Below are 24479 nucleotides of genomic sequence, written 5' to 3'. Positions count from 1 at the left end.
AGCCGCACCCGCGCTCACCGCGGCTACCGCTCCACAAATCACCGGCGGCCGAAATAGAGCTCCTGGGTCGCGATACAGACCAGCTGGCCCGTCCGGTTGTACATCGTGGAGGTGGTCAGCCCACGACCGGCGACACCGCTGGGTGAGTGCTGGTCGGACAGCACCCAATCCGACAAATCGACCGGCCGGTGAAACCACAGCGCGTGGTCGATCAGCGCGTTGAACGTGCCGATCGGGGTGGCGCGCCGCATCACCAGCGCGGCCTCGAGCATCGTGGTGCCCGACAGATACGTCAGCAGACAACTGTGCAGGATCTCGTCCGCCGGCACCGGATCGGCGGGACGCCACCACATCCGCAGCCGCGGCGACGGTTCCGGCAACTCGAGCGCGAGGCGCGGCGGCGCGTCGACGTAGCGCCGCTCGAAGGGTTGCGGATGCACCCAGTGGCCGCCGTATTCGTCTGCGTGACTTGACAACTGTTCCTGTACCGGTGCCAGTCGGTCCGGATCGGTCACCTCGGGCATCGGAGCCTGGTAGTCCTGCGATTCGACGGGTTCGGTCAGCGACACCAGCGCTTCGAGCAGGATCTCGCCATCTTGGACGGCGGTCACTTGCCGCGTCGACAGTGTGCCGCCGTCGCGCGCGGGGTCGACGCGCAGCTCGACGGGGTAGCGCGCATCGCCGGCGCGCACGTAGTAGACGTGCAGGCTGTGCGGGACGCGCCCGGGCGCGGTGCGGCTGGCCGCCATCAACGCCTGCCCGGCGATATGGCCTCCGATGATGTGGTGGGCGGGGTTGTCGAGTTGGGTGGCGACGAAGAGATGGTCATCGCGGCGCTCCACCTCGAGGGTGGCGATGATCTCGGCCAATGTCGGCGAACGGTAGGTCACCGTGGCATCATGCCGCAGCCGAATTGGCGTGCCGGCGCGGTGAGCCTTTGACCTATACTCACCTATACAGAAACTGACCTATAGGTGAATCTAGGTGATCATTCGTTATGGAGGGCAGCGTCTACACGCCGGGCGCCGGCCATTCGCCACGTGTCCTGGCCGGACGCGACGCCTTGCTGCAGGACTTCGAGCTCATGCTCAACGACGTGTCGGTCCAGGGCCGCGTCCGGGCGCAGGACATCATCTTGGCCGGTCCCCGTGGCGTCGGAAAGACGGTCACTGTGACGGCCTACGGCATGCTGGCCTCCAGCACCGGCTACGAGGTGGTGAACCTCCAGGCGGTCGCCGGCCAAGCCGGACTCGTCGATTCGTTACTGCACAGGGCAACCGGCAAGCTGCAGGCAGGCGCGGGTCCGTGGCAGCGGGCAAAGAAGGCCTTCGATCGGCTCGCCGGCGTCAGCGTCGGCGCGGCAGGTTTTTCCGCCGGGTTCACCACCCGGTCGCCAGAAGAGGGCCGATTGCCGGCTACCGATGCCGGCACGCTGGCCGAGGCGTTGCTCACGGTCGCCGCCGAAGTCCGCAGGGACCGGCCCAATGGCGGTCTGCTCATCACGCTGGATGAGCTGCAGGTTGCCTCGCCCGCCGACCTTGCACTGCTCGCCGCCACACTGCACCGGCTCAACGTCGATCACCCTGAAGCCGCCGTCGTCTTCACCGGGACGGGGCTTCCCCACACGCCGGAGGCGCTTCGGAAGGCCGGCGTCACCCACCCGGATCGCCTGTTCATGTTGGAGCCGCTACCGCTGACCCTCAAGGCCGAGGATGCCGCGTACGCCGTGGTCGAACCCGCGCGTCGCATCGGCATCAGCTGGCAACCCGAGGCGGTCGAACGCATCGTGACCGCCAGTAACGGCTATCCGGCGCACCTGCAACTCTTCGCGCACGCGACGTGGACCATCGCACCGGGTCCCAGCGTCATCAAACTCGCCGACGTGGAAAAGGCATTGCCACGAGCGGCCGCTCAGTTGGAGCAACGCAGCCTCGGGCCCCGCTGGGATCGCATGCCCGACCGGCAGATGGAGTTCCTTGCCGCCCTTGCCTTGTGCGGCGGGCGCGCGACCACCGCGCAGCTCGCACGCATCCTCGGCCGGACCAGCCAGGAACTTTCGTGGATACGCCAGGCGCTCATCGAAGAAGGTGACGTGTTCGCGCCCAAACGAGGTCAACTTTGCCTGACCGTGCCCCTGATGGCTCCGTTTGTGTTAGCCCGCTATGAACAGGCACGCCGCGACACTGGAGACGACGTCATTCTCAGCCTGGAAGCCATGCGAAACAACGGCGGCATAGCCACGCCGGCACTGCGCTCCGATCGCTGAGTGCGACACCAACGTCAGCGCGTCGACGACGCACCTTCGCGTGATCGCCGCGTGCGACCGCGCCGGGATGGGTACCCCCCTCCCCGTGACAGACACGGGGTCCCGACAGGACAGGTCCGACGACAACGCTGCCGGACCGGACGACGAGGCAGGCAGCGACTCCGCGATGCCGGGCTGCCGTGACCCACGGCCGGGTGCTGCTGTCCGGGCCGCAGGACGACCGGGTGGTACCCGCGCCGACCTTTACCCGGCGGCTGTGCACCGATCTGGGCGCCAACGGTTGCCTGGTGGCCGCCGACCTCGCCGGTGAACGGCTCAAGGCAGTGCTGGCCAGCAAACCCGACCTCATCAAGGTCAGCCACAAGGAGCTGCTCGAGAACGGCCGGTCGAAGTCAGAAGAGGCAGCCGACCTGACCAAGGCCATGGAGGCCATGCGTGACGACGGCGCAGGCACCCTCGTCGTCTCGCGTCGAGTTGGGTCGCGACGAAGAGATGGTCATCGCGGCGCTCCACCTCGAGGGTGGCGATGATCTCGGCCAATGTCGGCGATACGGTAGGTCACCGTGGCATCATGCCGGACAGCGACCGCCTTTAGCGGTAGCACGGACCTCCACTGGGTGGGCTACATGATGCTGGTCCGCGTTCCATCCAGCTCAGGTCCGTCCACGCTGCGGATAGCCAGGTCTTGGTGGGCTCGATGAGGAATCGCATCGGGCCGCGTTCGCAGTAGGTTCTGCCGTCCGGTGTTGCGGCGCAGGTGGTTCCCTGGTGGGTGATCTTGCTAAACGGGCGCAGGGGTTGGTTGGCCCGTGTCGGAGGGAATCTGACCGCAACCGACCAGTCGTAGTGCACTGCGCGGTCCCCGTTAATCCAGCCGATGTGGTGGCTTCCGCCGGGCGCACCCGGGATATCTCCGGCGCAGCCGAAGTTGCCCAGCCCCCAGATGCCGCAATTCTGTCCCGTGGGGGCGACGAACCACACGCCACCCGGTAGGACGAACTGTTCGGCATTCAACTCGTCGTAGTACCGGATGTCGGGGAAGGGATCCACGACCGTCTCCGGTGCCGCCGGTTCGCCCGAGGCCAGTGCCGGGCTGCCCAGAACCCCGACCACGGCGGCCACTCCCGCCATCGCGACATACCAACGACTCACGACTGGCTCCTTTCCGAAAGCTATTGTGCAGTTAGGTAATACGCCGGACGGCTCCGTAGCATGCAGCACCACCGATATCCAGGGTGTTTTGGCAGATCACTTTTCCTCGGTGAATGACCCGCACAGACACCCACCGTCGGGGCGCTGCATCGCGCCGCCAGTCCGCGCGCACCTGGCTACCGTGCGGAGGCGGGCCGTCGACGGTGCGCACCGCTGTGTCGATCCGCCAAGGAAGTGCGACGGATCCCGCAGACATCCGGCCGGTGCTGGTCTGGTACTCGATATCGGCGACGGTGACGGTGTCCGACGCCACCTCGTATGTGACGACGTCCTCGGCGTGGGCCGTCGGGGGGTGGACCAACACTGGCAGGCTGACAGCTGCCACGCAGGCCAGTATCCGGGGAGCGGTGACCTTCCGCAAATTCTTTGCGCCCACGGTCATTTCGTCACCAAGATGACGGTGATCAGATGAAACCCTGTCTGTTCATCGTAGAGATGGCTGGCGCCGAAATCCGTGTAGGAACAGTCGGGTATCGCCTTGTAGCCCTGTATCAGCAGGCCTTTGAGGGCGTTGACCTCGTCCTGTCCGGCGCCATGAAGCGACAGGTCCTTACCGGCGTCGATGCCGAGATCGCTCAGGATCGCCGTGGGGTGCGGTCCGTCGGCCGGGATGTTTTCCCCGGTGTGGTTCAGATAAACCATCGTCGAGCGGTTGACTATCTCCGCCGCGCGTTCGACGACCGGGTCGTAGCCCAACGGCCCGCATCCGGCGCCGCGGGCGGCAGCCACAGCCTCGGCGGCGGTCGGAGCCGGATCTGCGGCGGCCTGCGATACGGGTAGCGCGCCGGTGCCGATCAGCGTCACCAACGCCGCAACGGTGCGTGCTTTGCGCACGTGCTTCTCCTTTCTGCAACGGTGGTCAACGGCAGACATGGGACCGTTGGATCTTGCTGCCCCAGAACTGCATCAGGTGATACGACGGGCCACTGAACCAGGTCGGCTGGCGCGCCCTGATCCCATTGCTGACGTTGGACATCTGCTGCCACAACCCGTGGAAACTGTCGGCTTGATACAGCGGGAAATACATGTCCCCCGCCCGGTCATAGCTTCGGGTGAGCGCCCCGACGCGTGGGGTGAGAAATTCCACCGCCTGGTCGAGGTTGGCGGTCACGATGTCGGCCTGCTCGCCGACCCCGTCGATGTTCCAGTCGCCGTTGTTCCGCACGATGTGATTGTTGAGCCCCGCGATCTGGCGCTTCAAGTCCTTGTACTGAATGCTGTACCACTGACACATCTCCCGCTGTGCATTGATATCCGCGTCGGTGACGAACTGGCGCGTCTCGTCGAACGGGAAAAGGAATTTCGGTTGCCAGTCACTGGGAGCGGGCGTCACGGCAGGTAGCCGCTGAGGCTGGTCGAAGTGCGCAACCGGGTCGTAGGGTTCGACCGGATCAGGGGGAACCGGGTCAGGGAAGAACGGTTCGGCGGCCGCCGGCCCGCCGAGCAGGACCATGCCGCATACGGCGGATACCGCGGCCGTCATCGCCAGACTGCGCTGGGCACGATTTCTCATGGCACCGACCGCTATTTTCGTCCGAGTGCCGCGTCGATTCCGCCGACGTCGGTGATCCGCCAGTTGTTCCGGCTGTCAATGGTGATGCTGTAGGTCGCGGTGGACTGCAGACCGTCGGGTGCCTGCATCGTCTTGGTCAGTACGCTGACGAACGCGTCGACGGTATAGATGCCGCCGGTGTTCGTCCGGACCGCGGCGGTCAACGGTCGCGCTTCCGACTTCCATTGCAGCGGAGCCAGCACCTGCTCCATGGAGTCGGCTGCCTTGCTCAGCTTGTCCTTCAATTCCGGGGAGGTGCCTTCGACCAGTTTGACTTTCCACGCGGCGAAATCCTGGTAATCCATCTCCGCGGCGTTCACCGCGTAATCGATCGCGACCTCCTCGGCCCGCTGTGTGGCAGCGGCCTGGGCCGCTTGTGCATCCAGTTGGGCTCGCGCGCCGAAGTAGAGCCAGGCCATCATGCCTGCCGTCGCCGCCAACCCGACAATCACCGCGGTGGTGATCAAGGTACGCACCGACAAAGACACCCGACGAGCGGCGTTCGGCGGGCGATCATGTTGGGTGTCCTCGGGCATTGGCGCTACTTCGGTGGTACCGAAACCTGTTTCGTCGGTCGATCGTTCAGCGCATGGGTCATCCGGCGAGATGTCGTCACTGGTAATCGGATCGTCGATCTGGCTGGTGGCGTCGGTTAGCGACATCGAATCCTCCTCGGGCACAGTAATTTAGGGATCGGGGACGGTGACGCGCAGTGTGATCGCGCCGTCTTCGGGTATTCCTGCCAATGTGTTGGACAGGATCTGCGCGCTGTCGAAATTCATCAGCGCACCGCTGATTCCCTGGAACTGCGGGAGCAGCGACTGTGTGAGCACCTTGAGATCCGGTGCTCTGGTGTCGAGGAAGCCCTGTATTCGGTCCAGGAACTTCTGGAACAACTTCATGTTTTCGGGGTTGTTCCAGGCAATGACATTCATCGTGCCGATCCACAGCTTGGAGGCGGCGGGTCCCGTGGCGTGTAGCGACGGGGTGGTCTCGGCGAGGGTGGGGCCGACCCAGTCCGCGTTGCGCAGCAGTGTCTGGAAGTTGTCCAGAACCTGTTGGCCCTTTCCGTCCATACCCGACACCATGTTTCGGAAGAGCGAGCTGGCTCGCGACAGGTTCGGTAGCACGTGTCCGGGGTCGGGTAGTGCGGCGTCGGTTTCGTCGAGGATCCGCTTGAGCTGGTCGGGATCGCTTTGGTTGAGTATCCGGACGACGGTGGTGGCGAGTTGCGATATCGAAGGCGGTACGGAGATCGATTCGGCTGCGATGCGCTGGCCGTCCCTCAACATCGGCGCCCCGTCGGTGCGCGGGATGAAGCCGATGTAGGCCTCGCCGAGCGCGGAGAGGTTGTCCAGCCGCACATCGCTGTCAACGGGGATCTGATGTTCGGCATTGACGTAGAAGTCGATGGTGGCGTGGTTGGCCGACGACGAGACATCTGTCACCTTGCCGACGGCCGCACCGCGCAACAGCACGCTCGATCCCACGACGAGGCCTTTGACATCGGGGACGTCCATCGACAGGTTGATGCGATCGGTGGACGACCACGAGTGAAGGCCGAACGACCCGATGTAGGTGCCAGTGCCCGCGATGAGCAATGCGAACGCGACGAACGATGCGATGTTCTTGACTGTCCTCATGGCGTTGCTCCCAGGATGCGAAGCACGTCTTCGACATTGTCGATCATTTCGCGGCCGTCAGGTCCGACGATCGAGGTGATGTTTATCGCCGGGTACTTGTCGACCGGGAAGAAGTACTCGGTGAAGAGTTTGCGCCAGTGGGGTGCTTCGCCCTCGTAATCCCATTTGCTTTGCTGCACAGCTCCGACGGCATCGCCGAGCGATTCGAGCAGCGGCACAAGCCAGAACCCACCGCTGTAGATGCTGCCGACCGACGGCACCACGGTCCCGACGTAAGCCGCGGTTTCCATATTCCGGTCCCAGCCCAACATGCCGTCTGGGGAGAACCAGTAGTCATACACCGAACCGTCGCGAACCATCACATCGGCCGTCCCTGATACCCCGTGAAGCCAGGTGTCGACTGTGTCGATGTTGTTCGACAGATCGGCGAGATCGACCGCGACCCGGCTTACCAGTTCACGCAGCTGTCCCTGCGCTGACGGCGTCACGTTGTTGATACCGATGATCGCGTCCTGGGCGCGCTGGATCGCGCCGCTGCCGACAAAATTGGCGAGGTTGGCCAACGTATCCTCAAGCTGAGGCGGTGACGTTGTCTGCGCCAACGGAATTCGTTCGCCGACCGCCAGCGCCGGCGCGGTGTCACCGGCCGTGGGCCGCTCGATCGCGACGTAGGTATCGCCGAGGACGGTGGACTGCTGCAGGGTGGCACTGGCGTTGGCCGGAACGGCGACCCCCGAGTCGATCTGTGCGGTGAGATCGACATGTTCACGCTTGAGATCGATTCGAGTCACGACCCCGACGGTGGTGCCGCCCTGGACGACTTTGGCCCTGTCGGGCAACGTGAGCACGTTGGCGAATTCGATGACGACGTCGTAGCCGGCGCGGTTGTTGCCGCCCGGCTGCGGTAGCGAATTCACCGTGATCGATGCACACGACGACACCAGCGCGGCCACCGCTGCCGCACCGGCTACCGACCTCATCCGCTTGCTCATCGACGGCTCGCTTCCTGCAGAACGTACTGCAAAAGCGCGACATCGACGGCATACGGCTGGCCGTTGACATCAGCGCAGCTACCGGGTGTCGCGGCGTTCATCACACCGCACATCAGTAGCCCGTCGTGGGTCGGTACCCGGTAAAGCGGCGGCCGGTAGGCGATGTTGAACGTGCCGAATTCCCTGGTGTTTACGTGGTTCGCCAGCGAGTTGATCCACCAGGGCACGGGGTTGAACAATGCGGCGAGCGCATTCGAGTGTGGGGTGACTTTGCGCACCGCAGTGCTGACCGCATCCAATGTGATCTGTGTTTCATCGCCCAGCCTGGTTTCCAGTACTGCGACCGATTCGATGAGGGGACCGAGCGTTCCGTACCCGTCCGCGCCGTTGAGCCGTCCGCCGCCGTCGAGCACCGTGACCACGTCACCGGTGGTGATCGCGGCGTCCTGAAGGATCCCCTTTAACGGCCCGCGCATTTCCGTCAACATGTCGGTCAGCTCGGCCGTATTCTCGATGATCGAACCGAGGTCGCTGACCGCTTGATCAGGGCTGTCGAGCAGGGTCGATGACAACGTCAGCAGCTGTCCGGCCGCGGCACCGTTGTTGTGTACCAACCGATCCAGTCCCCCGATGCTGTCGGCGATGTTGTCCGAGCCTGCGGAATTGATCGCGTTCAGAAAGGTGTCGGCTGATCCGATGACTTCAGACAGTGTCTTGGGCGAAATGGACCGCTCCAACGGGATACAACCCGTCGGTTCCAACTTGGGCCCGTCGGCGTAATTGCCCACCAATTCCATCGAACGGTCCGCCAGAATCGATGGCGATCGGATGATCGCCTTGACGTCACCGGGTAGTTCCCGCTGTTCGGTCATCGTGAAATCAACACGGACGCGCGCAGGCCCCGTCTGGATCGACGTGATTGTCCCGACGGGATAACCCATCTGCGTGACCGGATTGCCAACGTAGAGTCCCACCGTGTCCGGGAGGTACGCGCAATAAGCGGCGTGCCGGCCTTCGGGTGCACATCCGGTACCACCCGCCGCGAGGGTGACAGCTAGCAGTGCGGCAGTACTGGCGCGCCGCACTCGGGGGCTGGTGATCATTTTCGTCATCAGCACGGACTTCCTGGAATCGGGATACACAAGTCGGTGGCGAGCAACTCCGGACGCGCATTCTGGGCGTCAAGGACACGTTCGAGCTTGTCGCGTATCCGTCGCAATCGCGGCACGATCCGGCTGTTGTTGTCCACCCATCTGCGGATACGGTCCTGCCACTCGCGGACTTTCTGGATGAAGTCCTCACGATGGTTGACCCAGAACTTGCCGTAGGGCACCAGGAACGCATCGGAGATATCACCCATTCCCTTGAGTGCGCCCGCGAATCCCTTGCCGTACATGACGAGTGTCTGTTCGAGGATCGAGACCTTCGAGACAAGCTCCTTGAGCTTTCCTCGGAAATTACTCAGTTCCTCGATGTATTCGTCGGAGAGGTTGAGGATTTCGGAGATCTGCCCGCGTTGGCGATCGATCGTTTCGGTCAGCGCATTGCCGGCATTGATAACCGCGCTGAGGGTGTCGGTGTTGGTGCCCACCAGCCCGGCTTGTATCTGGTCCAGCGATTCGCGAATCGGCTTGGGGTCGACCCGCTCCGTGACCTTTGGTGTATCGGCCAGCGTGCGCATCAAGTTGTACGGCATCGTCACGCGACCCATTGGAATAGTGGCTTGTCCCAGCGGTTTATCACCGAGGGAGATCAGGTTGACGTAGTATCCCCCGACCACCGTGAGCATGCGTACCTCGACCTGGGACTGATCACCGACGAATGCGCCGCTTTTCACGCTCGCGCTGACCCTGACCCTGTCCGGTTCGATCGACATACCGTCGACCTTGCCGACGGTGATCCCGGCCATCCGCACGTCGTCGCCCTGGCGGACCGAAGCGGCGTCATCGGTGTAGAACACCACCGTGGTATGCCCAGGTGGTCGAACGTAGACGGCCGCGGCCGTCACCGCCAGCACCGCCACCATGATCAGCGCGGTGACACCCCAGAACATCGGCTGCCTCAACGGTTTCATCGATTGCACAAGATCACCCGCTGCCCGTTCAGTAGCACATCCATCGACGCGGGCAGTTGGGCTGGACCGCGCGAACACCGTTCCGGGGCCCCGGCTTCGGCGGGTGGATCAATGCTGTCCCAGATGACCGGTACACGCTTGATCGCATCGCTGTATTCGTAGAGCGCGCTGATGGCCCGGTCGATTCCTTCATCCATGTCCGCTGCACCCGGGGTGAAGCCGGCATTTTCGAGCAGGCGCATGGCCGCGGAAGTGAACCCGGGACCGTACAGTTCGGACTTTCGGAACTCATCGAGCACGGTGAGGGTTGCGTCGATGGGCCGGTTCATCCATTCGAGTATCTGGACGAAATCCTTGGCGTGGCCGCCGAATGTGCCTGCGATTGCGTTGAGATTTTGCATCAGGGTCGCGATCACCTCCTGGCGGTTGGACGTGAATTCGGTCAACTTCCGGATGCTTTCCAGCATCGGCCCGAGGCCACCGCCGTCGCCCTGCAGATAGGTGGCGGCGTTCTCGGTGAACCTGTCGATGTCTTCGGAGCTCAGCGTGGCCAGGACCGGTTGTAATCCGTTGAACAACGACGTGATGTCGAACGACGGTTGTGTCATCGCCAACGGGAGGTACGTGATTGGCCGCTGGCTTGACGCGTGGCCGTCATCGGACTCGGAAGCATCGGTCACATCGACGTACCTCAACCCGGTCAGCGCCTGGTATTTGATCGCCAGTCGGGTCTGCGGGACGACGGTGTAGCGGCTGTCGAGGCTGAAGTCGACTGAGGCGATGTTCTGACCTGCCTTGTGCTCCAGCCTGACTTGCTTGACCTTTCCGACTCGCACCCCGCGGATGCGTACGTCGGCGTCGATGTGCAGACCGGATACGTCGGTGAACTCCGCGGTATACGACCGCGTTTCGGCGGCGACGGGCTGTCGAAGCACGTTCACGGTCAAGATGAACACCAGCGCGGCGACGATGCTGGCCAACACGAATCGCCATAAGGCGGCACGAGGTTTGATCATGGTCCTCCCATCGCATGGACCGGCGCCTGGATGCCGGGAATCCGGTCGAGCACGATGTGTACCTGAAGTGCCCGTTGTTCGGCCGATCCGGCGTAAAGCTTCTCGAACCGGGTGCGTAGCTCCACCAACGTGTCGCCCAGACCGGCCGGGGTCACCAACCCGGGTACCGGATCGGTGAGCGTTTGGACCAGGTCCACCGCCGGAAGCAGTTCGTTGGCGTGCGAGGACATCAGCTTTCCGATCGCACCGAACAGGGAGTTGGCCACCACGTCAAGGGTGGGGATGGCCTGGTCTTTCCAGTACTTTTCACTGACCCGCTCGCCGGGGACCGCCACTATTCCTTGTCCTGGAAGGGCTTCGCGGCCCGACACCCTGAACTTCACCGCGCTCGAACCCTGGTTGAAGCCGTAGCCGGCATTGGTCGCGGCGTCGACGAATCCCGGGAACGCCGCGCTGATCCCCGCTGCGTTTCGGAGTAGTTGTTCGGTGGACACGGTCTGGACCTTGGCGATCGAATCCGCCGCGGTCAGCATCGATTCGATCAGCGGGTTGAGGCCATCGGTGTACCGCGTCGCCTTTCTGATCACGTCGACGAGTTGCGGTGTCACCACGGTGTCGGTGATAGATCCCATCCGGTACAGCAACGCCTGCAGGGTGAAGTTACCTTGCGGCACGGTGGTGATCTGGGCTCCATTGCGGAGTTGTCGGCCGCCGTTGCCAGGAACCAGGTTGATACCGGTCACACCGAAGTAGTTGGCCGGACGGAAGTCCACACCCAAGGTGTCGGTCAAACCCGCTGCCGGAGCGGGCTCCACGAAGGCGTTGAGTCGGACCGTGCCCCCCGGCAGGCTCTTCACTTCCGTGACCTCCCCTACCGCGACGCCGTACATCGTCAACGGCGTGCCCCGCTCCACACCCTGTCCGACATACGGAAGGTCCATCACCACGGTGACGCGGTCGGCGGCGCGTGCGAAGGGCTTTGCGACGATGATCACGCAGACGGCCGTGAAACACGCGATGACCGCTACGCCGATGATGAACAGTCGACGTGCCTCGGCTTCTGCCGACGTCCGGAACAGCATGTGTCGGCCCCTATCCCTTGAACACGAACTCGGGGCGTAGGCCCCACATCATGATGGTGGTGCTCAGATCCAAGATCATGATCGTCACCAGGCTGGCTCGGATGGCCCGGCCGGAGGCCTGACCGACGCCGACCGGCCCCCCGGACGCGAAAAAGCCATAGTAGCAATGGATCACCGTAACTGCGGTGCAGTAGACGACCGCTTTCAACAGTGAGAACCCGATATCCTGCAGGGAGAGGAACTGAACGAAATAGTGTTGGTATGTGCCGCCCGGCTGCTCGTAGAAGCCTCGGACGATTACATCGGCTGTCACGAAGCTGACCGCCAGTGTCAGCATGAACCCCGGTATTACACAAAGTAATCCACCGATCACGCGGGTGCCGACCACGAACGGGATCGCGCGCAGCCCCATCGCCTCGGTCGCGTCGATCTCCTCGGCGATGCGCATCGAACCGATCTCGGCCGTCATTCGGCACCCGGCCTGAGATGCGAACGCCACCCCGGCGACCAACGGCGCCATTTCTCGGACATTGCCCCAGCCGCCGATGATGCCCGTCAGCGATCCGAGTCCGATCAGGTTCAGCGTCGCGAACGACTCGATGGCGACGATCCCGCCGACGATGACTCCCAGCGCGGCCAACAGAGCGATAACGCCTCCGTCGACGATGATCGAACCGCGGCCCCATGCCAGGTTATTCATCACCCGAAGCGTTTCGCGCCGGTATCGACGCACGGTGACCGGCAGTAGCCACACCGTCTGCGCAATGAACGTTCCCCACCGCCCAGCTGACCGGACCGGCTCACTCAGCCGGGCCGCCAGCATCAGGCGCGAATCGAACAGCGTCGACGGGGCGGCCACTACGCCACCGCCATCGGGAAGAACATCGACTGCAATTGCGTGATCGCCAGATTGACCGCCAAGATCAGCAGGACGTTGAGCACCACCGACGCGTTCACCGCATCGGCGACGCCGCGCGGACCGCCCTTGGCCTCCATGCCTCGCTGCGAGGAGACGACCGCGACGATCGCGGCGAAACAGAAGCCCTTACCCAGGGTGAACCACAGGTCGACCATCTTGGCGAACGATCCGAAGGACAGCCAGAAGCTGCCCGGTGTCACCCCATTGACCACCGTCGCAATGACGAAGGCCGCGCCCACCCCCATGGCCAGCACGACGATGACCAGAATCGGTGTGATCAACATCAACGCCAGAAACCGCGGCACCACAAGTCGCCGCACGGGATCGATGCCCAGCGAACGCAGGGCGTCGAGTTCCTCGCGGATGGCCCTTGCCCCGAAGTCCGAGGCGATGGCCGCGGCCGCTGCGCCACCCATCAACAGACCGGCTGTTACCGGCGCGCCCTGCCTGAGAACAGCCACGCCGGTGGCCGAACCCACCAGTGAGTTGGCCCCCACCTCGTTGACCAGGCCTGAAATCTGGACGGCCACCATCGCGCCGAACGGTATTGCCATCAGGATCGCCGGCAGTGCGGTCACCTTCAGCAGGATCCACGCCTGGGTGATGAGCTCGCCGAACGGCAGCCGCAAGGTCAGCGTGTCGGTCACCGCATATCGAAACACCGTGGCTGCCATGATCACACCACGCCCGGTGGTCTCTGCGCTACGCAGCGGTATGGCGACTGCTCGCGATAGCGCCTTCGCCGGCCCTGTCCGGGTGATCGCCGTCCTTCTCGCGGCGTCGCCGGGTCGCACGGGCCCGATTGCGCGCCGGCCTGTCCCGTCCGCGTGAGGGTCTTGTGCAGGCGCATCTTCCAGCGCGGCCGGTAACGCGGTGGACATCAGTTGTCACCCCCGGTGCGGGCCGAGCGGTACGCGGTGACGACGACAGCACCACCGAGTCCGATGTTGTGTTGGAGGCCGGCACCTACATTCGAAACCTGTCGAGCACCGGCCTCACCACGGATCTGCCACGTCAGTTCGGCACACTGCGCGAGCCCGGTGGCTCCGAGTGGATGCCCCTTGGAAATCAGCCCGCCGGAGGGGTTGACGACCCACTTGCCACCGTAGGTGGTAGCACCGTCGTCTACCAATCGCCCCGAGTCGCCCGCGGCGCACAGGCCGAGTGCCTCGTAGGTGATCAGTTCGTTGGTGGAGAAGCAGTCGTGCAGTTCGATCACTTGGAAATCATCTGGGCCCAGCCCACTTTGCTTGTACACCGCTTCTGCTGCGGTCCGCGACATCTCGCTTCCCACCAGCGAGATCGCCGAGCCGTCAAATGTCGACTCCAAGTCGGTCACCATCGCCTGCCCGATGATCTCCACAGCGCGATCGGCCAAGTTGTTACGCTCGGCGTAGTCTTCGCTGACAATGACAGCAGCCGCCGAGCCGTCCGAGGTCGGTGAGCATTGCAGCTTGGTCAGCGGCGCAAACACTTCACGCGACGCCAGTATCTCGTCGAGGGTGTAGATGTCCTGAAACTGTGCATAGGGATTGTTCGCAGAGTGGCGGTGGTTCTTCTCGGCCACCTTGGCCAGCTGTTCGATGGTGGTGCCGTAGCGTCGCTCGTGTTCACGGGCGGCCAGGCCGAACATATACGGTGCGGGCGGTCCGGCTTGTGGGGCAATTCGTGCGAACGCCGCCATATGCGTTTCCATGGGGTCCGCACGGTCGGAGTAGATGGAGTACAGCGACCCCGGTTGCATCTTCTCGAACCCGACAGCGATGGCGCAGTCCACGATTCCGCCGCGAACCGCCTGGGCGGCCAGAAACAACGCGGTGGAACCGGTCGCGCAGTTGTTGTTCACGTTCACGACGGGTATCCCCGTCAGCCCCAACTGATAGACCGCGTGTTGACCAGACGTTGAATCGCCGTACATGTAGCCCACATACGCTTGCTCGACGTCGCGGTATTCGACACCGGCATCAGCGAGGGCGTGGGTGGCGGCTTCCCACACCATATCGGTGTAATCCACATCAGCTCTGTGTCCAGGCTTTTCGAACTTCGTCATACCGACTCCGGCGACGAACGCTCTTCTGCCTTCAACGGAAGTCAATGACACCTCGCAAGTTGGTGCCGGCATGCATGTCGGCATAGCCCTGGTTGATTTCGTCGAGCCGGTACCGTTGGCTGACCAGCTCGTCCAGTGCGAGATATCCCTGACGGTAAAGGTCCAGGAACTTCGGGATATCACGCGTGGGTGAGGACATTCCGAACAGAGCACCTTGAACTCGCTTTTGATACATGGTGAGTTCGAGGAGGTTGACCGGCATGGTGTCGGCATCGATGTTGGCCGCCGCCGTCAGTACTACCGTGCCTCCTTTTCGGATCGCGGAAAAGGCCTGGCCGACATGGTCGCCGGTGGCGACTCCGACGGTCACCACGGCCGAGTCGGCACCTTGGCCGTTGGTCAGCGACAGCGCCAACTCAGTGGCCTGGATGATGTTCTCCACCGCGTCCGTGGCACCGAATTTCATAGCGCTGTCGCGTTTGAACTGCACAGGGTCGACGGCGATGATGCGTGCAGCGCCCGCGTGGTTGGCACCCTGTACGGCGTTGATGCCCACGCCGCCCACGCCCATGACGATGACGATGTCGCCGGGGCGCACCGCGGCGGCGTTGACCGCTGAACCCCACCCCGTCGGCACCCCGCAGCCCACCAGACACGCCACCTCAAGCGGGATGTCGTCGTCGATGACGATCGCCGCGGCCTCGGGCATGATGCTGTATTCGGAGAAAGTGGACACCAACGATGCCTGGGCCACGTCGTGGCCACCGTGGTGGAGTCGAAACGTTCCGTCGAGTTGGGTGCCGAGCATCATGAACGCGCCGTTGTCGCAGAGGTTTTGCTGCCCGCCCGCACACCATCTGCACCGGCCGCAAGGCGGCAGGAAGCTGGCCACCACATGGTCGCCCACCTTGAGATCGGTCACGCCGGGGCCGATGGCCTCGATGACTCCTGCGCCCTCGTGTCCGCCGCAGTACGGGTAGTGCGCCGACGGAACATCACCTTTGGCGACATGGTCGTCGGAGTGGCAGAGTCCCGCCGAGACGTAACGCACCAGCACTTCGTTTGCGCGCGGTTCATCGACCTCCACTTCGACGATGTCCCACTCTCCTGGCGACTCGAACAGCACTGCGGCTCTGGACTTGATGCTCACGTTGTTATCCGCCCGGTCACTCGAAGTCGACGCGCTTCATCGCGGTGATGACGTACTGGAATGCGGCCATGTTCTTCAGCAACTGCGTCATTTTGCCGCGGACTCGCAGTTTGCCGCGGGTCATCGCCACGGTCGGGTTGATGGCGTCGGTGAAGCAGTCCTTCCACACGTCGCTGGAGCCGCTGATGACGAAGTCTGCATTCTCGATGTCCACAGGCGATGCTTCGCGAACCTCGACAACCTCACCATTGTCGAATTTCGTGTAGAACGAACCCTCCAAGGGCGCTTCGTAGTTGTAAACCATTGCGTAGGACAGGTTCTTGCCGATGTCCTTCCACTCCAGATCGTTGTTGAGCTGCTCTGCCATCACCTCGTAGAACGACAGGGTTCCGAACTTTACTGTCATCGCCATCCTCCTTGATCCGAATTAGTGGTCACTCCAGCGTGATTGCCTGCTCGGGGCAGCTGTCTACTGCCTCCTGCGCGTCGGTGAGGTGGGCAGGGGCGATCTCGCCGACGAGCACCCTGCTGATGCCGTCGTCGCCGACGGCGAAGATTTGCGGCGCGATGATCTCGCAGCGTCCGTGCCCGTGGCAATGTCGGCTGTCGACGAAGGCTTTGACGGCTTTGGTCACGTTGAGCCTTCCTTCGTGCGCGTGGTGAGACGGCGCCGCCAGTCGTGTGCGCCTGTGAGCCGCACCAGCCGTGCTATCGAGGTGCTGACGCGGCGGCGGTACGGGTACCACAGTGGCTCCGACGGGAGCTCGATGCGTTCGGACAGCACGGTCTTGGGGCGACAGAACTTCAACATGCCCGCGGCGCCGTCGAACCGCTGTCCCAGGCCCGACTGTTTCCATCCGCTCATCGGGGTGGTCATCTGAAAGGTGGTGGCCAGCGCATTGTTGATGTTCACCGCGCCAGCCTCGATACGTCGTGAAAGGCGATGTGCACGAGAATGATCACGTGTCCAGATGCTGGAGCCCAGCCCGTACACGCAGTCGTTGGCGAGCTCGACGGCGTGATCTTCGGTGTCGACTTTCATGATCGGCAGTGTCGGACCGAATGTCTCTTCGCGCATGCACAGCATCGAGTGGTCCACGTCGGTGAGCACAGTCGGCTCGAAGTACAGGCCGGGCTCGCGGCGATGCCCTCCGATCAGCACGTGAGCCCCTTTGGCGACGGCGTCGGCGACATGGCGTTCGACGGTGTCCAGTTGCGCGGCGGTGGCCATCGCGCCCACATCCGATGAGAAGCTGCCCGGCGCATCGGTTCCGTGTCGCAGGGCGCCGACCTCGCTGGCGACCAGATCAACGAACCTGTCATACACATCGGCAACGACGTAGGCTCGCTCCACCGAAACACAGATCTGGCCTGAGTTGAACATCGCACCCCATGCCGCGGCCTTCGCCGCTCGCGGAAGGTTCGCGTCGGCGCACACGATCATGGCGTCCTTGCCGCCCAATTCGAGGCTGCACGGAATCAGCCGCTCTCCGGCGCGGGTGGCGATCGCCCGGCCGGTGGCGGTCGAACCGGTGAACATCACCATGTCGACCTCGTCGACCACCGCCTGGCCGACGTCACCGTAGCCATTGACACACGCCAAAACCGTTGGAGCACCGATGTCCCGCCATCCGCGGGCCGCGGCGGACCAGGTCAGCGGTGTGACCTCCGAGGGTTTGAACGCCACTGCGGCGCCTGCCAACAGCGCAGCAACCCCGTCCATGATCGGGCCGGCCAGCGGACCGTTCCACGGGGTGATCACGCCGACTAACGGATACGGTCGGTACTGTACGGTCAGCTTCTTGGTCAGGTTGGCCAGTCCGGCAGGTGAGACCGTACGGTCGGCCATGAACTTCGACACGTTCTTGACGTAGTAGTTGATGGTGTCGACCGCCATGATGATCTCCAGCGACGCATCCCCCCACGACTTTCCCGACTCCGCCTGAATGGTCTCGACAAGGCTTTGTTCGTTGTCGAGGATCCAGTCAAGGAACCTCCGCAGCACCACTTTTCGTCCGCCTGGACCGCGCGCCTCCCATTCCGGCTGGGCCGCACGTAGTTCGGCCGCGGTCGCCGCGACATCCTCCCGGCTGTTCACCGGTACGACACCGACGACGCGGCCGGTCGCCGGCGACACCACTTCTATGCGTGTGTGCCGTGCCTCCGTTCGCGTGGCAGCCGTCGCCTGGGCGCTCATAACGTCTCGAAGGTCAGCGGGACGGTGCTCGGACCGTTGGACAGCCCTGGCTCCCAGACGATGTCGCGCGGGTCGGCATCCAGGCGCAGGTTGGTGATCCGGCTCAAGATGTTCTCCCACGCGATGGGAATCTGCAACCGGGCGAGGTTGGAGCCGACACAGCGGTGAATGCCCAGGCTGAACGCCGTATGCGTAGGGCGACGCGATTTGTCGTCGAAAATCAGTGTGTCGGGTTCAGGAAAGCGTGTCTCGTCGCGGTTGGCCGAGTCGTAGCGCAGCAGCAACCGCTGCCCCTTCTTGATCTGCACGCCCGCCAGCTGAGTGTCTTTGGTGGCGACGCGGCCGAAAGTGGCGACCGGTGAGTCGATTCGGAGAAACTCGTCAAGGTCTTGACGGACCCAATGCGGATCACGTAGCCGCTGTTCGATGCCGGGCTGGGTGGCCACGCGAAGTGCGATCATGGTGATCGCCGCACGGGTGGTGTCCAGGCCGCCCAGGAATAATATGTTCAGTACGCCCAAACGCTCTTCTTCGTCGAGGGGACGTCCATCGACCGTGCAATCGAGGATTCCCCTGAGCACCGGTGAAGCGTTGTCCGGGTCTGCCTTGGCGGTCTCCAACCGCTCCATCGACGCCTCCACCAGCGCCATGAAGTTTTCCGGGGTGCCCTCATGGGCACAGCCGATGACCGCCTTGGTGACGCGTTCGCTCTGCTCGGGAGCCATCTCACCCATGACGATGTTCATCAGGATGGTGCCGACGTAGGGGGCGGCGAATTCGTTGGCCAACTCGACGGATCCCTTGTGCGCCCAGGCGTCGACCAGATCGGCGGCCAGCTTGTTCATCATCGGGACGTAGCGGTACAGGTAGCTGCGACTGAACAGTGGGTTGAGCATGTGTCGCAGCGCTGTCTGCAACGGCGGGTCGGCGTCGATGGGGCAGATGCGCAACGGGATTCCGAACGGTATGGCGTCCTGGGAGGAGAACGTCTCCCAGTCCAGAGCGACCTGCTGGACCTCCTCGAATCGCGTCACCAACCACGTTCCACCGAGCGCGTCGGTCCATGCCACGGGCTGGTTCTGCCTGGCATACCGCATGATCTCGTGGCGGACCTTTTCGTGCTCCGGCTCATAGGTGTCCCAGTGCGGCAACAGTTCCGCAAGTTCGGAGTCCTTCATCAGCGTCTCCTGTCCGAGCTGGTTGCGATGGAGATGGCGGCGGGCAGCGACCCGTCGATCAGGGCCTGCTTGAGCTCGCCGTAGGGCACTTTGAGCAACGATGTCTTGGGCAGGGCCGCGGTGAACACAATGGTCTTCGGCACCTTGAATCGCGCGAGTTCGTTTCGGACGAGCCCGGCGAGCTCGCCGGCCAGTTCCTCGCCGGTGGTTTCGGATTCGACGGGCGGCACGGTCACGACAGCGGCGGTGACCGCCTCCCCCCAATGATCGTCGGGAACGCCCACGACGGCGACTTCGGCAACGGCGGGATGACAGGCCAGCACCTGCTCTACCTCGCGGGAGAATACGGTCTCCGCACCGGTCTTGATCCGCCCGAACAACCGGTCTTTGTAGTAGTAGTAACCGTGGGCATCGCGATAGCCCAGGTCTCCGGAGTGAAACCAGCCGTTGCGCCAGGTGTGTGCGCTCAGGTCCGGTTTGCCCCAATAGGACTGGATGAACATGTCGCCCTGGTAGACCAGCTCACCAACTTCGTTGTCTCCGAGGAATTCGTCGTTTTCATCGACGATCGCGACGCGCACACCGGGTGCGGGTCGGCCCACCGATGACGCCCGGTGGGCCAACCCGGGCTCGGCCACGATGCTGCGGTAGTCGTGCGCCAGCAGGGCGAGTGTGACGGCGCCCTCGCTGCTGCCGCCGATCTGGCTGATCTGAGCCGGCGTGTGTGTCAGCAACCGGGTGGCAAGCGCGGGTGACACCGCCGAGGAGCCGACCAGGAAATGCCGCATCGACGACACGTCGTAGGAGTCCGGGTCGGATTCCACCAGGTCGATCATCCGTTGCGCGACGGTGGGAACCAGGATTGCGACGGTCACTCGGTGCTTGGCGATCGCCTGCAGCATCTGTTGGGGGTCAGGCGAGCTGAGCACCATCGGTTGGCCCAGCAGCGCGGCGCACATGACGATGTACTGGCCACCACGGTGCACCAGCGGCAACACGTTGATGATGACGTCACGGGGATTGGATTCGATGCTCCACGCGATCGTCCACGCGTAGTAGAACTCGTTGCGGCTGCTCACGGGAACGCCTTTGGGCTCCCCGGTGGAGCCGGAGGTGTACATGATGGAATAAACGGCCTCGGCATCCTGGTGCGAGGGCGCGGGCGTGGTCGGCTGCGCCGTGAGCAGCTTGTCGTAGGGGTCACCGACCCCGGCGCCATCCAGCCCGATCAGCTGCACCGACCGATGTTCAGCGATGCTGGTGGCGCGTTCTTCGAAGCCGGGTCCGACCAGCAGAACTGCAACTGCGGCGTCGTCGAACTGCCGCATCATCTCGTTCATCGAGGAGCGGGTTTTCAGCGCTGAGTGAACGACTTTCGCCCGTGAAGCTGCGAACATCAGCTCCATATGCTCCGGCCGATTCTCGGCGAGAATGGCCACCACTTCGCCTTCGTCCAGACCGATGTCACCGCGCAGCGCGTGCGCCAACGCATTCACCCGGCCCTCGATCTCGGCCCACGTCCATACCCGGTCGTCGTGGATGTAGGCCACCCCGCCCGCGTCACGCTCGGCGTTGACGCGGGGCAGTTCTCCGACGATCAGCCTGCTCACAAGTCGAGCTCCGCTGACTTGCTGGGTAGCTCTGCCACGGCAACGCCGGCGGCGGTGGTCTCGCCGTTCTGGTTGATCCCGCGGACGTCAACTTCCACCAGGTGCCTAACGCCGTCGATCCACTTGCGCGTTACGGTGCCCTCGCAGGTCGTCAAGTCGCCGATGATGTTGTGGTGCCGCACTTGCACGTTGAGCCGGCGCAGAAATCCGTTGTCACCGATCCAATTCGTCATCAGATGTCCGAGCCAGGACACCCGCTCCGGTCCGTAGTCGTAGGCGGCCGGCACACCGACACGCTGCGCCAGGTCGTTATCCCAGTGCACCCGCTCGGGTGGCTCGGGCACACCCTGCTGGTTGAGGATGCCCAGGGCTGGATGAGCGCGGAACATATCGAATGCCACACCATGTGCCTTGACGTACAGGCTGCCCCAACCCTGGGTGAACGCCACAAACCCGGTTACGGTGCTCGGCCCTTTCAGCACGACCGGAAGCGGGTCACCAGGCTGCACCTCGTCCCAGTACAGCGGCTCCTTGCCGCGCGGACGTTCGTTCGCGTAGTGCTCGGCGATGCGGGCGAGCTCATCGGTATTCCACTGGTAGGGCGCGACGTGGCTACGATCGGCACGACGCCGGGCAATCTCACGCTGGGTGCGGATACACCACGAGTCGGCGCGACAGATCTCCAGACCGTCCTGGTTGACGAATCGCACCTCATATGTCTGCTTGACTGCGCGACCGGAGAACCTGCTCTCCAGGTCGCGTAGGTCTTTGAGGATGGGAAATGCCTCGACGGTGTCACCAAGTCGCAGGGGGTGGGCCCAGTTCCAGTCTGTGCCGGCGAACATCGCGTGTACGCCGGGCATTCCGGTGACATAACCACTGACAACCCGGTCGAACGCATAGAGCATGGTGCCGGGCGCCACGATCCCTTTCCAGCGGGTGTCCGCCGCGTAGTCGGGCTCGAGCCAGAGCGGATTGGTGTCACCAATGCCCAACGCCCAGTGCCGGATCGAGTCTCGGGTGGCCTCTGTGACATGCGGGTACGGCCGCTCGAAGGGTTGGCCGATCCGCGCCCTCAGCTCACCCAGCGTCTCATCGGTGATCAGCGGGAACGAGCCGGCTTCAAGGCTCTCATCCGTCGTCGTCAAGTTTTCTACTTCCTTTCCTATTTCTGTGTATTCGCCGGCGCTGCACGCCAGATGATTTGCAGCCGGGTGAATTCACGCAGTCCGAGCGAGCCGTTTTCCACGCCGACACCGCTGTGCTTGACCCCACCGAACGGGATGTGCGGGGCGAGGACGAGGTGCTGGTTGACCCAGGCTGTGCCGCACTCCAGTCGCCGAGCCAGCGTTTCCGCTCGTTCGGGATCTGCGCTCCACACCGAACCCGACAATCCGAACGAGGTGTTGTTGGCGCACTGCAGGGCTTGCTCTTCGTCGGTGTAGCCGATCACAGGCAACGCGGGGCCGAACTGTTCCTCGTCGACGATGCGCACCCCGTCGCCGACACCCGCCAGCACCGTAACCGGCTGGAAATAGCCGGTTTCGGGTGCGTTGCCCGACACTGTGCGCGCACCGTGGGCGACGGCGTCAGCCACCAAGTCGATCACCCGCTGGTGTTGGGCAGCGTTATTGACGGGGCCCAGCTGCGAGGAGCGTTCGGCGCCCGGTCCGACGCGCACGGTGCGGGCTCGGTCGGCCAGCGCGTCGAAGTACGCATCGACCCGACGTGCCGGCACGTAGAGCCGCTTGATGGCCGAGCACGCCTGACCGCAGTTCATCATCGCGCCCCAGAACAGTTTGTCGGCGATCGCATCCGGGTCCGCGTCGTCTAGAGCGATCGCTGCGTCGTTGCCACCGAGTTCGAGCGTCGCGTGTTTGAGATCGGCGGCTGCCGCTGCCGCCACTTTCTTGCCGGTCGCAACGGATCCGGTGAAGCTGATCTTTCGGACCGCTGGGTGAGCGGTCATCTGTGCGCCGAGCGCACCGTCACCGCTGATCACGTTGAGTACGCCCGGGGGCAACACCTCTCGCAGTAGTTCACCCATCGCGAGGGTGGCCACCGGCGTGAACGGCGACGGCTTGAGGACCACCGTGTTGCCGGCCGCCAACGCAGGGGCCAGTTTCCAGCTGGCCAGCAGAATGGGGAAATTCCAGGGGGTGATTGCCGCGACGACACCGAGCGGCTTGTAGTTGCCCTCCACCGCGCCGGTGTCGTCATCGTCGAAGACGTCGGGCTTCTGCACCAGTTCCGCGTAGTAGCGAAACCATTGCGCGGCCGCGGTGAACTCGTAGCGCGCCTGCTTGAGCGGCTTGCCCTGTTCGGCCGTCAGCACCACAGCCAGGTCGGTCGCGGCGCCCTCCAGCGCCGCAGCCACCTCAGCGAGCAACTCGCGACGCGTTTCGAGGTTTGCCGACCAGTCCGGTAACGCGACCTCGGCCGCGTCCATGGCATCGTCGAGTTGATCGGGTGTGCACGCAGGCGCCACGGCGATCGGCTGCGCGGTTGCGGGATCGAACACGTCGAACCGGCCCGCGGACTCGACCGGTTTACCGCCGATAGTCATGCAATGGTCAGTTCGGGCGCTCATTGAAGTCACCCGTTCACCGGGTCGGCGATCGTCGCGAGAGTCCGCGGCGCAAGCAGTTGCCCATAGGATGCCAAGTAGTCGCGGAAACGCTCCAGCGAATCCAGGGGCGGTCGGATCACCACTCGTGTCGCGCCCGCATCTGCATATTCGATAAGGACGTCGGGGTCGGACCGTTCAAGACACATCACCGTGATGTCGAGTTCGTCGGGATCCCGTCCTGCGTCTTCGGCCATCTGTCTCAGCGTGACCATCCGCTCACGCAGCTGACCGGGGTGCGCCAGCGATAGCGGCAACCAGCCGTCGGCCTCGCGGATCACCAGCTTCGAGGGCTGGATGGTGCCGTAAAGCACCGGTGGATGTGGCAACTGAACAGGCTTGGGCCATGACCAGATTCGGTCAAAGTGCACCCACTCGCCGTGAAAGCTGGCTTCGTCGTGCTCCCATATCGTCTTCATCGCGTTGAGGTGCTCACGCGCGCGCCGCCACCGGCTGTCGAATGCGACACCATGGTTGGCCAGTTCTTCGCGGTTCCATCCCGAGCCAACGCCAAGCATCAGCCGACCACCCGACAGCATGTCGACCGTCGCGATCTGCTTGGCCAAAGTGATCGGATGATGACAAGCAGTGAGGGTCACCGCCGTTCCGAGCAGAAGTCGGTCAGTCGACACCGCGGCGGCGGTCAACACGAGCAGCGGATCGAACAACCTGCCGTACTTGTTCGGAACCGCCTGCCCCAAGGGGGGAGCGGTATCGCGGCTGGCGGGGATGTGGGTATGTTCGGGCACCCAGATCGATTCGATACCGGCATCTTCGGCCAGTTTGGCCAGCTTGCCGACGTGCACCGATTCGGACGTCGCGAACATGAACAACCCAACACGCATCACCGTGATCGCGTCTCCTTTTCGGTCATCCCGGACCGCCGCAGAATGGCCGTCGGTCGTGGACCGT

The 24479-nt window shown here is 63.7% G+C and carries 26 protein-coding genes; 2 read left to right on the top strand and 24 right to left on the bottom strand.

The genetic code is table 11. The annotated features are described in order from the left end of the window. Nucleotides 1-38: 38 nt before the first annotated feature. Nucleotides 39-890, bottom strand: a complete 852-nt coding sequence (locus K3U96_RS00645; RefSeq protein ID WP_220691736.1) for an acyl-CoA thioesterase — start codon at nucleotides 888-890, stop codon at nucleotides 39-41. Nucleotides 891-997: 107 nt separating this feature from the next. Here K3U96_RS00645 and K3U96_RS00640 point away from each other — a divergent pair, with 107 nt between their 5' ends. Further along, complete coding sequence (locus K3U96_RS00640; RefSeq protein ID WP_220691735.1) at nucleotides 998-2266, top strand: DUF8462 domain-containing protein; 1269 nt, start codon at nucleotides 998-1000, stop codon at nucleotides 2264-2266. Between the two features lie 179 nt (nucleotides 2267-2445). After that, nucleotides 2446-2796, top strand: a complete 351-nt coding sequence (locus tag K3U96_RS00635) for a 1-phosphofructokinase family hexose kinase (protein WP_069403350.1) — start codon at nucleotides 2446-2448, stop codon at nucleotides 2794-2796. 61 nt (nucleotides 2797-2857) lie between these two features. Here K3U96_RS00635 and K3U96_RS00630 read toward each other — a convergent pair whose 3' ends face one another. The 23 genes from K3U96_RS00630 to K3U96_RS00520 are packed head-to-tail and all read right to left on the bottom strand — an operon-like array spanning nucleotide 2858 to nucleotide 24394. Next, nucleotides 2858-3397 carry a hypothetical protein gene (locus K3U96_RS00630; RefSeq protein ID WP_275085719.1) on the bottom strand — a complete coding sequence of 180 codons (540 nt, stop codon included), beginning with the start codon at nucleotides 3395-3397 and terminating at the stop codon, nucleotides 2858-2860. Nucleotides 3398-3449: 52 nt separating this feature from the next. Further along, nucleotides 3450-3860: a hypothetical protein gene (locus tag K3U96_RS26810; RefSeq protein WP_235848016.1), complete on the bottom strand. Its 411-nt coding sequence runs from the start codon at nucleotides 3858-3860 to the stop codon at nucleotides 3450-3452. Then, nucleotides 3857-4282 carry a hypothetical protein gene (locus K3U96_RS00620; protein ID WP_372514999.1) on the bottom strand — a complete coding sequence of 142 codons (426 nt, stop codon included), beginning with the start codon at nucleotides 4280-4282 and terminating at the stop codon, nucleotides 3857-3859. Before K3U96_RS00620 ends, K3U96_RS26810 begins: the two co-directional genes overlap by 4 nt. Before the next feature lie 55 nt (nucleotides 4283-4337). After that, nucleotides 4338-4991 carry a hypothetical protein gene (locus K3U96_RS00615; RefSeq protein WP_230982320.1) on the bottom strand — a complete coding sequence of 218 codons (654 nt, stop codon included), beginning with the start codon at nucleotides 4989-4991 and terminating at the stop codon, nucleotides 4338-4340. A gap of 11 nt (nucleotides 4992-5002) precedes the next feature. Next, nucleotides 5003-5692 carry a hypothetical protein gene (locus tag K3U96_RS00610; RefSeq protein WP_372514981.1) on the bottom strand — a complete coding sequence of 230 codons (690 nt, stop codon included), beginning with the start codon at nucleotides 5690-5692 and terminating at the stop codon, nucleotides 5003-5005. A gap of 24 nt (nucleotides 5693-5716) precedes the next feature. Then, nucleotides 5717-6673, bottom strand: a complete 957-nt coding sequence (locus tag K3U96_RS00605; RefSeq protein ID WP_069403353.1) for an MlaD family protein — start codon at nucleotides 6671-6673, stop codon at nucleotides 5717-5719. Further along, nucleotides 6670-7665: an MlaD family protein gene (locus K3U96_RS00600; RefSeq protein WP_220691731.1), complete on the bottom strand. Its 996-nt coding sequence runs from the start codon at nucleotides 7663-7665 to the stop codon at nucleotides 6670-6672. The genes K3U96_RS00605 and K3U96_RS00600 overlap by 4 nt, the downstream gene beginning before the upstream one ends. Beyond that, entirely contained in the window at nucleotides 7662-8768 is a 1107-nt protein-coding gene (locus K3U96_RS00595; RefSeq protein WP_084222892.1) for an MlaD family protein, read from the bottom strand. The genes K3U96_RS00600 and K3U96_RS00595 overlap by 4 nt, the downstream gene beginning before the upstream one ends. A gap of 8 nt (nucleotides 8769-8776) precedes the next feature. Further along, a complete protein-coding gene (locus K3U96_RS00590) occupies nucleotides 8777-9739 on the bottom strand; it encodes an MlaD family protein (RefSeq protein WP_069403399.1) in 963 nt (320 codons plus the stop codon). After that, nucleotides 9736-10755, bottom strand: coding sequence for an MlaD family protein (locus K3U96_RS00585; protein ID WP_220691730.1), 1020 nt, complete (start codon nucleotides 10753-10755; stop codon nucleotides 9736-9738). Before K3U96_RS00585 ends, K3U96_RS00590 begins: the two co-directional genes overlap by 4 nt. Continuing rightward, nucleotides 10752-11837: an MlaD family protein gene (locus tag K3U96_RS00580; RefSeq protein WP_220691729.1), complete on the bottom strand. Its 1086-nt coding sequence runs from the start codon at nucleotides 11835-11837 to the stop codon at nucleotides 10752-10754. The genes K3U96_RS00585 and K3U96_RS00580 overlap by 4 nt, the downstream gene beginning before the upstream one ends. Nucleotides 11838-11847: 10 nt before the next feature. Further along, complete coding sequence (locus K3U96_RS00575) at nucleotides 11848-12660, bottom strand: MlaE family ABC transporter permease (protein WP_069403402.1); 813 nt, start codon at nucleotides 12658-12660, stop codon at nucleotides 11848-11850. Between the two features lie 35 nt (nucleotides 12661-12695). Continuing rightward, complete coding sequence (locus tag K3U96_RS00570) at nucleotides 12696-13637, bottom strand: ABC transporter permease (RefSeq protein ID WP_372514982.1); 942 nt, start codon at nucleotides 13635-13637, stop codon at nucleotides 12696-12698. Further along, nucleotides 13637-14878 carry a lipid-transfer protein gene (locus K3U96_RS00565; RefSeq protein ID WP_084222886.1) on the bottom strand — a complete coding sequence of 414 codons (1242 nt, stop codon included), beginning with the start codon at nucleotides 14876-14878 and terminating at the stop codon, nucleotides 13637-13639. Before K3U96_RS00565 ends, K3U96_RS00570 begins: the two co-directional genes overlap by 1 nt. Then, nucleotides 14838-15950: an NDMA-dependent alcohol dehydrogenase gene (locus tag K3U96_RS00560; protein WP_220693340.1), complete on the bottom strand. Its 1113-nt coding sequence runs from the start codon at nucleotides 15948-15950 to the stop codon at nucleotides 14838-14840. Before K3U96_RS00560 ends, K3U96_RS00565 begins: the two co-directional genes overlap by 41 nt. Before the next feature lie 22 nt (nucleotides 15951-15972). Continuing rightward, on the bottom strand, nucleotides 15973-16362 hold the full coding sequence (locus K3U96_RS00555) for an SCP2 sterol-binding domain-containing protein (protein ID WP_069403404.1): 390 nt from the start codon (nucleotides 16360-16362) through the stop codon (nucleotides 15973-15975). Nucleotides 16363-16390: 28 nt separating this feature from the next. Continuing rightward, nucleotides 16391-16591, bottom strand: coding sequence for a ferredoxin (locus K3U96_RS00550; RefSeq protein ID WP_069403357.1), 201 nt, complete (start codon nucleotides 16589-16591; stop codon nucleotides 16391-16393). After that, nucleotides 16588-18153 (bottom strand): aldehyde dehydrogenase family protein, encoded by a 1566-nt coding sequence (locus K3U96_RS00545; RefSeq protein WP_220691728.1) that lies wholly within the window; start codon nucleotides 18151-18153, stop codon nucleotides 16588-16590. The genes K3U96_RS00550 and K3U96_RS00545 overlap by 4 nt, the downstream gene beginning before the upstream one ends. Beyond that, on the bottom strand, nucleotides 18150-19331 hold the full coding sequence (locus K3U96_RS00540) for a cytochrome P450 (RefSeq protein WP_069403359.1): 1182 nt from the start codon (nucleotides 19329-19331) through the stop codon (nucleotides 18150-18152). The genes K3U96_RS00545 and K3U96_RS00540 overlap by 4 nt, the downstream gene beginning before the upstream one ends. After that, the gene (locus tag K3U96_RS00535) at nucleotides 19331-20941 is read right to left on the bottom strand and encodes a class I adenylate-forming enzyme family protein (protein ID WP_220691727.1); all 1611 of its coding nucleotides are present in this window, start codon (nucleotides 20939-20941) and stop codon (nucleotides 19331-19333) included. Before K3U96_RS00535 ends, K3U96_RS00540 begins: the two co-directional genes overlap by 1 nt. Then, nucleotides 20938-22089, bottom strand: a complete 1152-nt coding sequence (locus K3U96_RS00530) for an FAS1-like dehydratase domain-containing protein (RefSeq protein ID WP_220691726.1) — start codon at nucleotides 22087-22089, stop codon at nucleotides 20938-20940. Before K3U96_RS00530 ends, K3U96_RS00535 begins: the two co-directional genes overlap by 4 nt. 17 nt (nucleotides 22090-22106) lie before the next feature. Continuing rightward, the gene (locus K3U96_RS00525) at nucleotides 22107-23507 is read right to left on the bottom strand and encodes an aldehyde dehydrogenase family protein (protein ID WP_220691725.1); all 1401 of its coding nucleotides are present in this window, start codon (nucleotides 23505-23507) and stop codon (nucleotides 22107-22109) included. A gap of 29 nt (nucleotides 23508-23536) precedes the next feature. Then, a complete protein-coding gene (locus K3U96_RS00520) occupies nucleotides 23537-24394 on the bottom strand; it encodes an LLM class F420-dependent oxidoreductase (RefSeq protein WP_220691724.1) in 858 nt (285 codons plus the stop codon). Nucleotides 24395-24479 lie beyond the last annotated feature (85 nt).

Origin of the sequence: Mycolicibacterium holsaticum DSM 44478 = JCM 12374 (assembly GCF_019645835.1) — a bacterium.
GTDB classification, from domain to species: domain Bacteria; phylum Actinomycetota; class Actinomycetes; order Mycobacteriales; family Mycobacteriaceae; genus Mycobacterium; species Mycobacterium holsaticum.
The sequence above is the reverse complement of the archived record's forward strand: the minus strand, read 5'-3'. Positions and strand labels throughout refer to the sequence as shown.

Excerpts from the sequence above, each read along its gene's own strand:
- K3U96_RS00545 (WP_220691728.1), bottom strand. The coding sequence starts at position 18,153 with ATGAGCGCCCAGGCGACGGCTGCCACGCGAACGGAGGCACGGCACACA.
- K3U96_RS00585 (WP_220691730.1), bottom strand. The coding sequence starts at position 10,755 with ATGATCAAACCTCGTGCCGCCTTATGGCGATTCGTGTTGGCCAGCATC.
- K3U96_RS00580 (WP_220691729.1), bottom strand. The coding sequence starts at position 11,837 with ATGCTGTTCCGGACGTCGGCAGAAGCCGAGGCACGTCGACTGTTCATC.
- K3U96_RS00590 (WP_069403399.1), bottom strand. The coding sequence starts at position 9,739 with ATGAAACCGTTGAGGCAGCCGATGTTCTGGGGTGTCACCGCGCTGATC.
- K3U96_RS00595 (WP_084222892.1), bottom strand. The coding sequence starts at position 8,768 with ATGATCACCAGCCCCCGAGTGCGGCGCGCCAGTACTGCCGCACTGCTA.
- K3U96_RS00540 (WP_069403359.1), bottom strand. The coding sequence starts at position 19,331 with ATGAAGGACTCCGAACTTGCGGAACTGTTGCCGCACTGGGACACCTAT.
- K3U96_RS00600 (WP_220691731.1), bottom strand. The coding sequence starts at position 7,665 with ATGAGCAAGCGGATGAGGTCGGTAGCCGGTGCGGCAGCGGTGGCCGCG.
- K3U96_RS00565 (WP_084222886.1), bottom strand. The coding sequence starts at position 14,878 with ATGCCGGCACCAACTTGCGAGGTGTCATTGACTTCCGTTGAAGGCAGA.
- K3U96_RS00610 (WP_372514981.1), bottom strand. The coding sequence starts at position 5,692 with ATGTCGCTAACCGACGCCACCAGCCAGATCGACGATCCGATTACCAGT.
- K3U96_RS00630 (WP_275085719.1), bottom strand. The coding sequence starts at position 3,397 with ATGGCGGGAGTGGCCGCCGTGGTCGGGGTTCTGGGCAGCCCGGCACTG.
- K3U96_RS00555 (WP_069403404.1), bottom strand. The coding sequence starts at position 16,362 with ATGACAGTAAAGTTCGGAACCCTGTCGTTCTACGAGGTGATGGCAGAG.
- K3U96_RS00570 (WP_372514982.1), bottom strand. The coding sequence starts at position 13,637 with ATGTCCACCGCGTTACCGGCCGCGCTGGAAGATGCGCCTGCACAAGAC.
- K3U96_RS00520 (WP_220691724.1), bottom strand. The coding sequence starts at position 24,394 with ATGTTCGCGACGTCCGAATCGGTGCACGTCGGCAAGCTGGCCAAACTG.
- K3U96_RS00525 (WP_220691725.1), bottom strand. The coding sequence starts at position 23,507 with ATGACTATCGGCGGTAAACCGGTCGAGTCCGCGGGCCGGTTCGACGTG.
- K3U96_RS00605 (WP_069403353.1), bottom strand. The coding sequence starts at position 6,673 with ATGAGGACAGTCAAGAACATCGCATCGTTCGTCGCGTTCGCATTGCTC.
- K3U96_RS26810 (WP_235848016.1), bottom strand. The coding sequence starts at position 3,860 with ATGACCGTGGGCGCAAAGAATTTGCGGAAGGTCACCGCTCCCCGGATA.
- K3U96_RS00640 (WP_220691735.1), top strand. The coding sequence starts at position 998 with ATGGAGGGCAGCGTCTACACGCCGGGCGCCGGCCATTCGCCACGTGTC.
- K3U96_RS00575 (WP_069403402.1), bottom strand. The coding sequence starts at position 12,660 with ATGCTGGCGGCCCGGCTGAGTGAGCCGGTCCGGTCAGCTGGGCGGTGG.
- K3U96_RS00615 (WP_230982320.1), bottom strand. The coding sequence starts at position 4,991 with ATGAGAAATCGTGCCCAGCGCAGTCTGGCGATGACGGCCGCGGTATCC.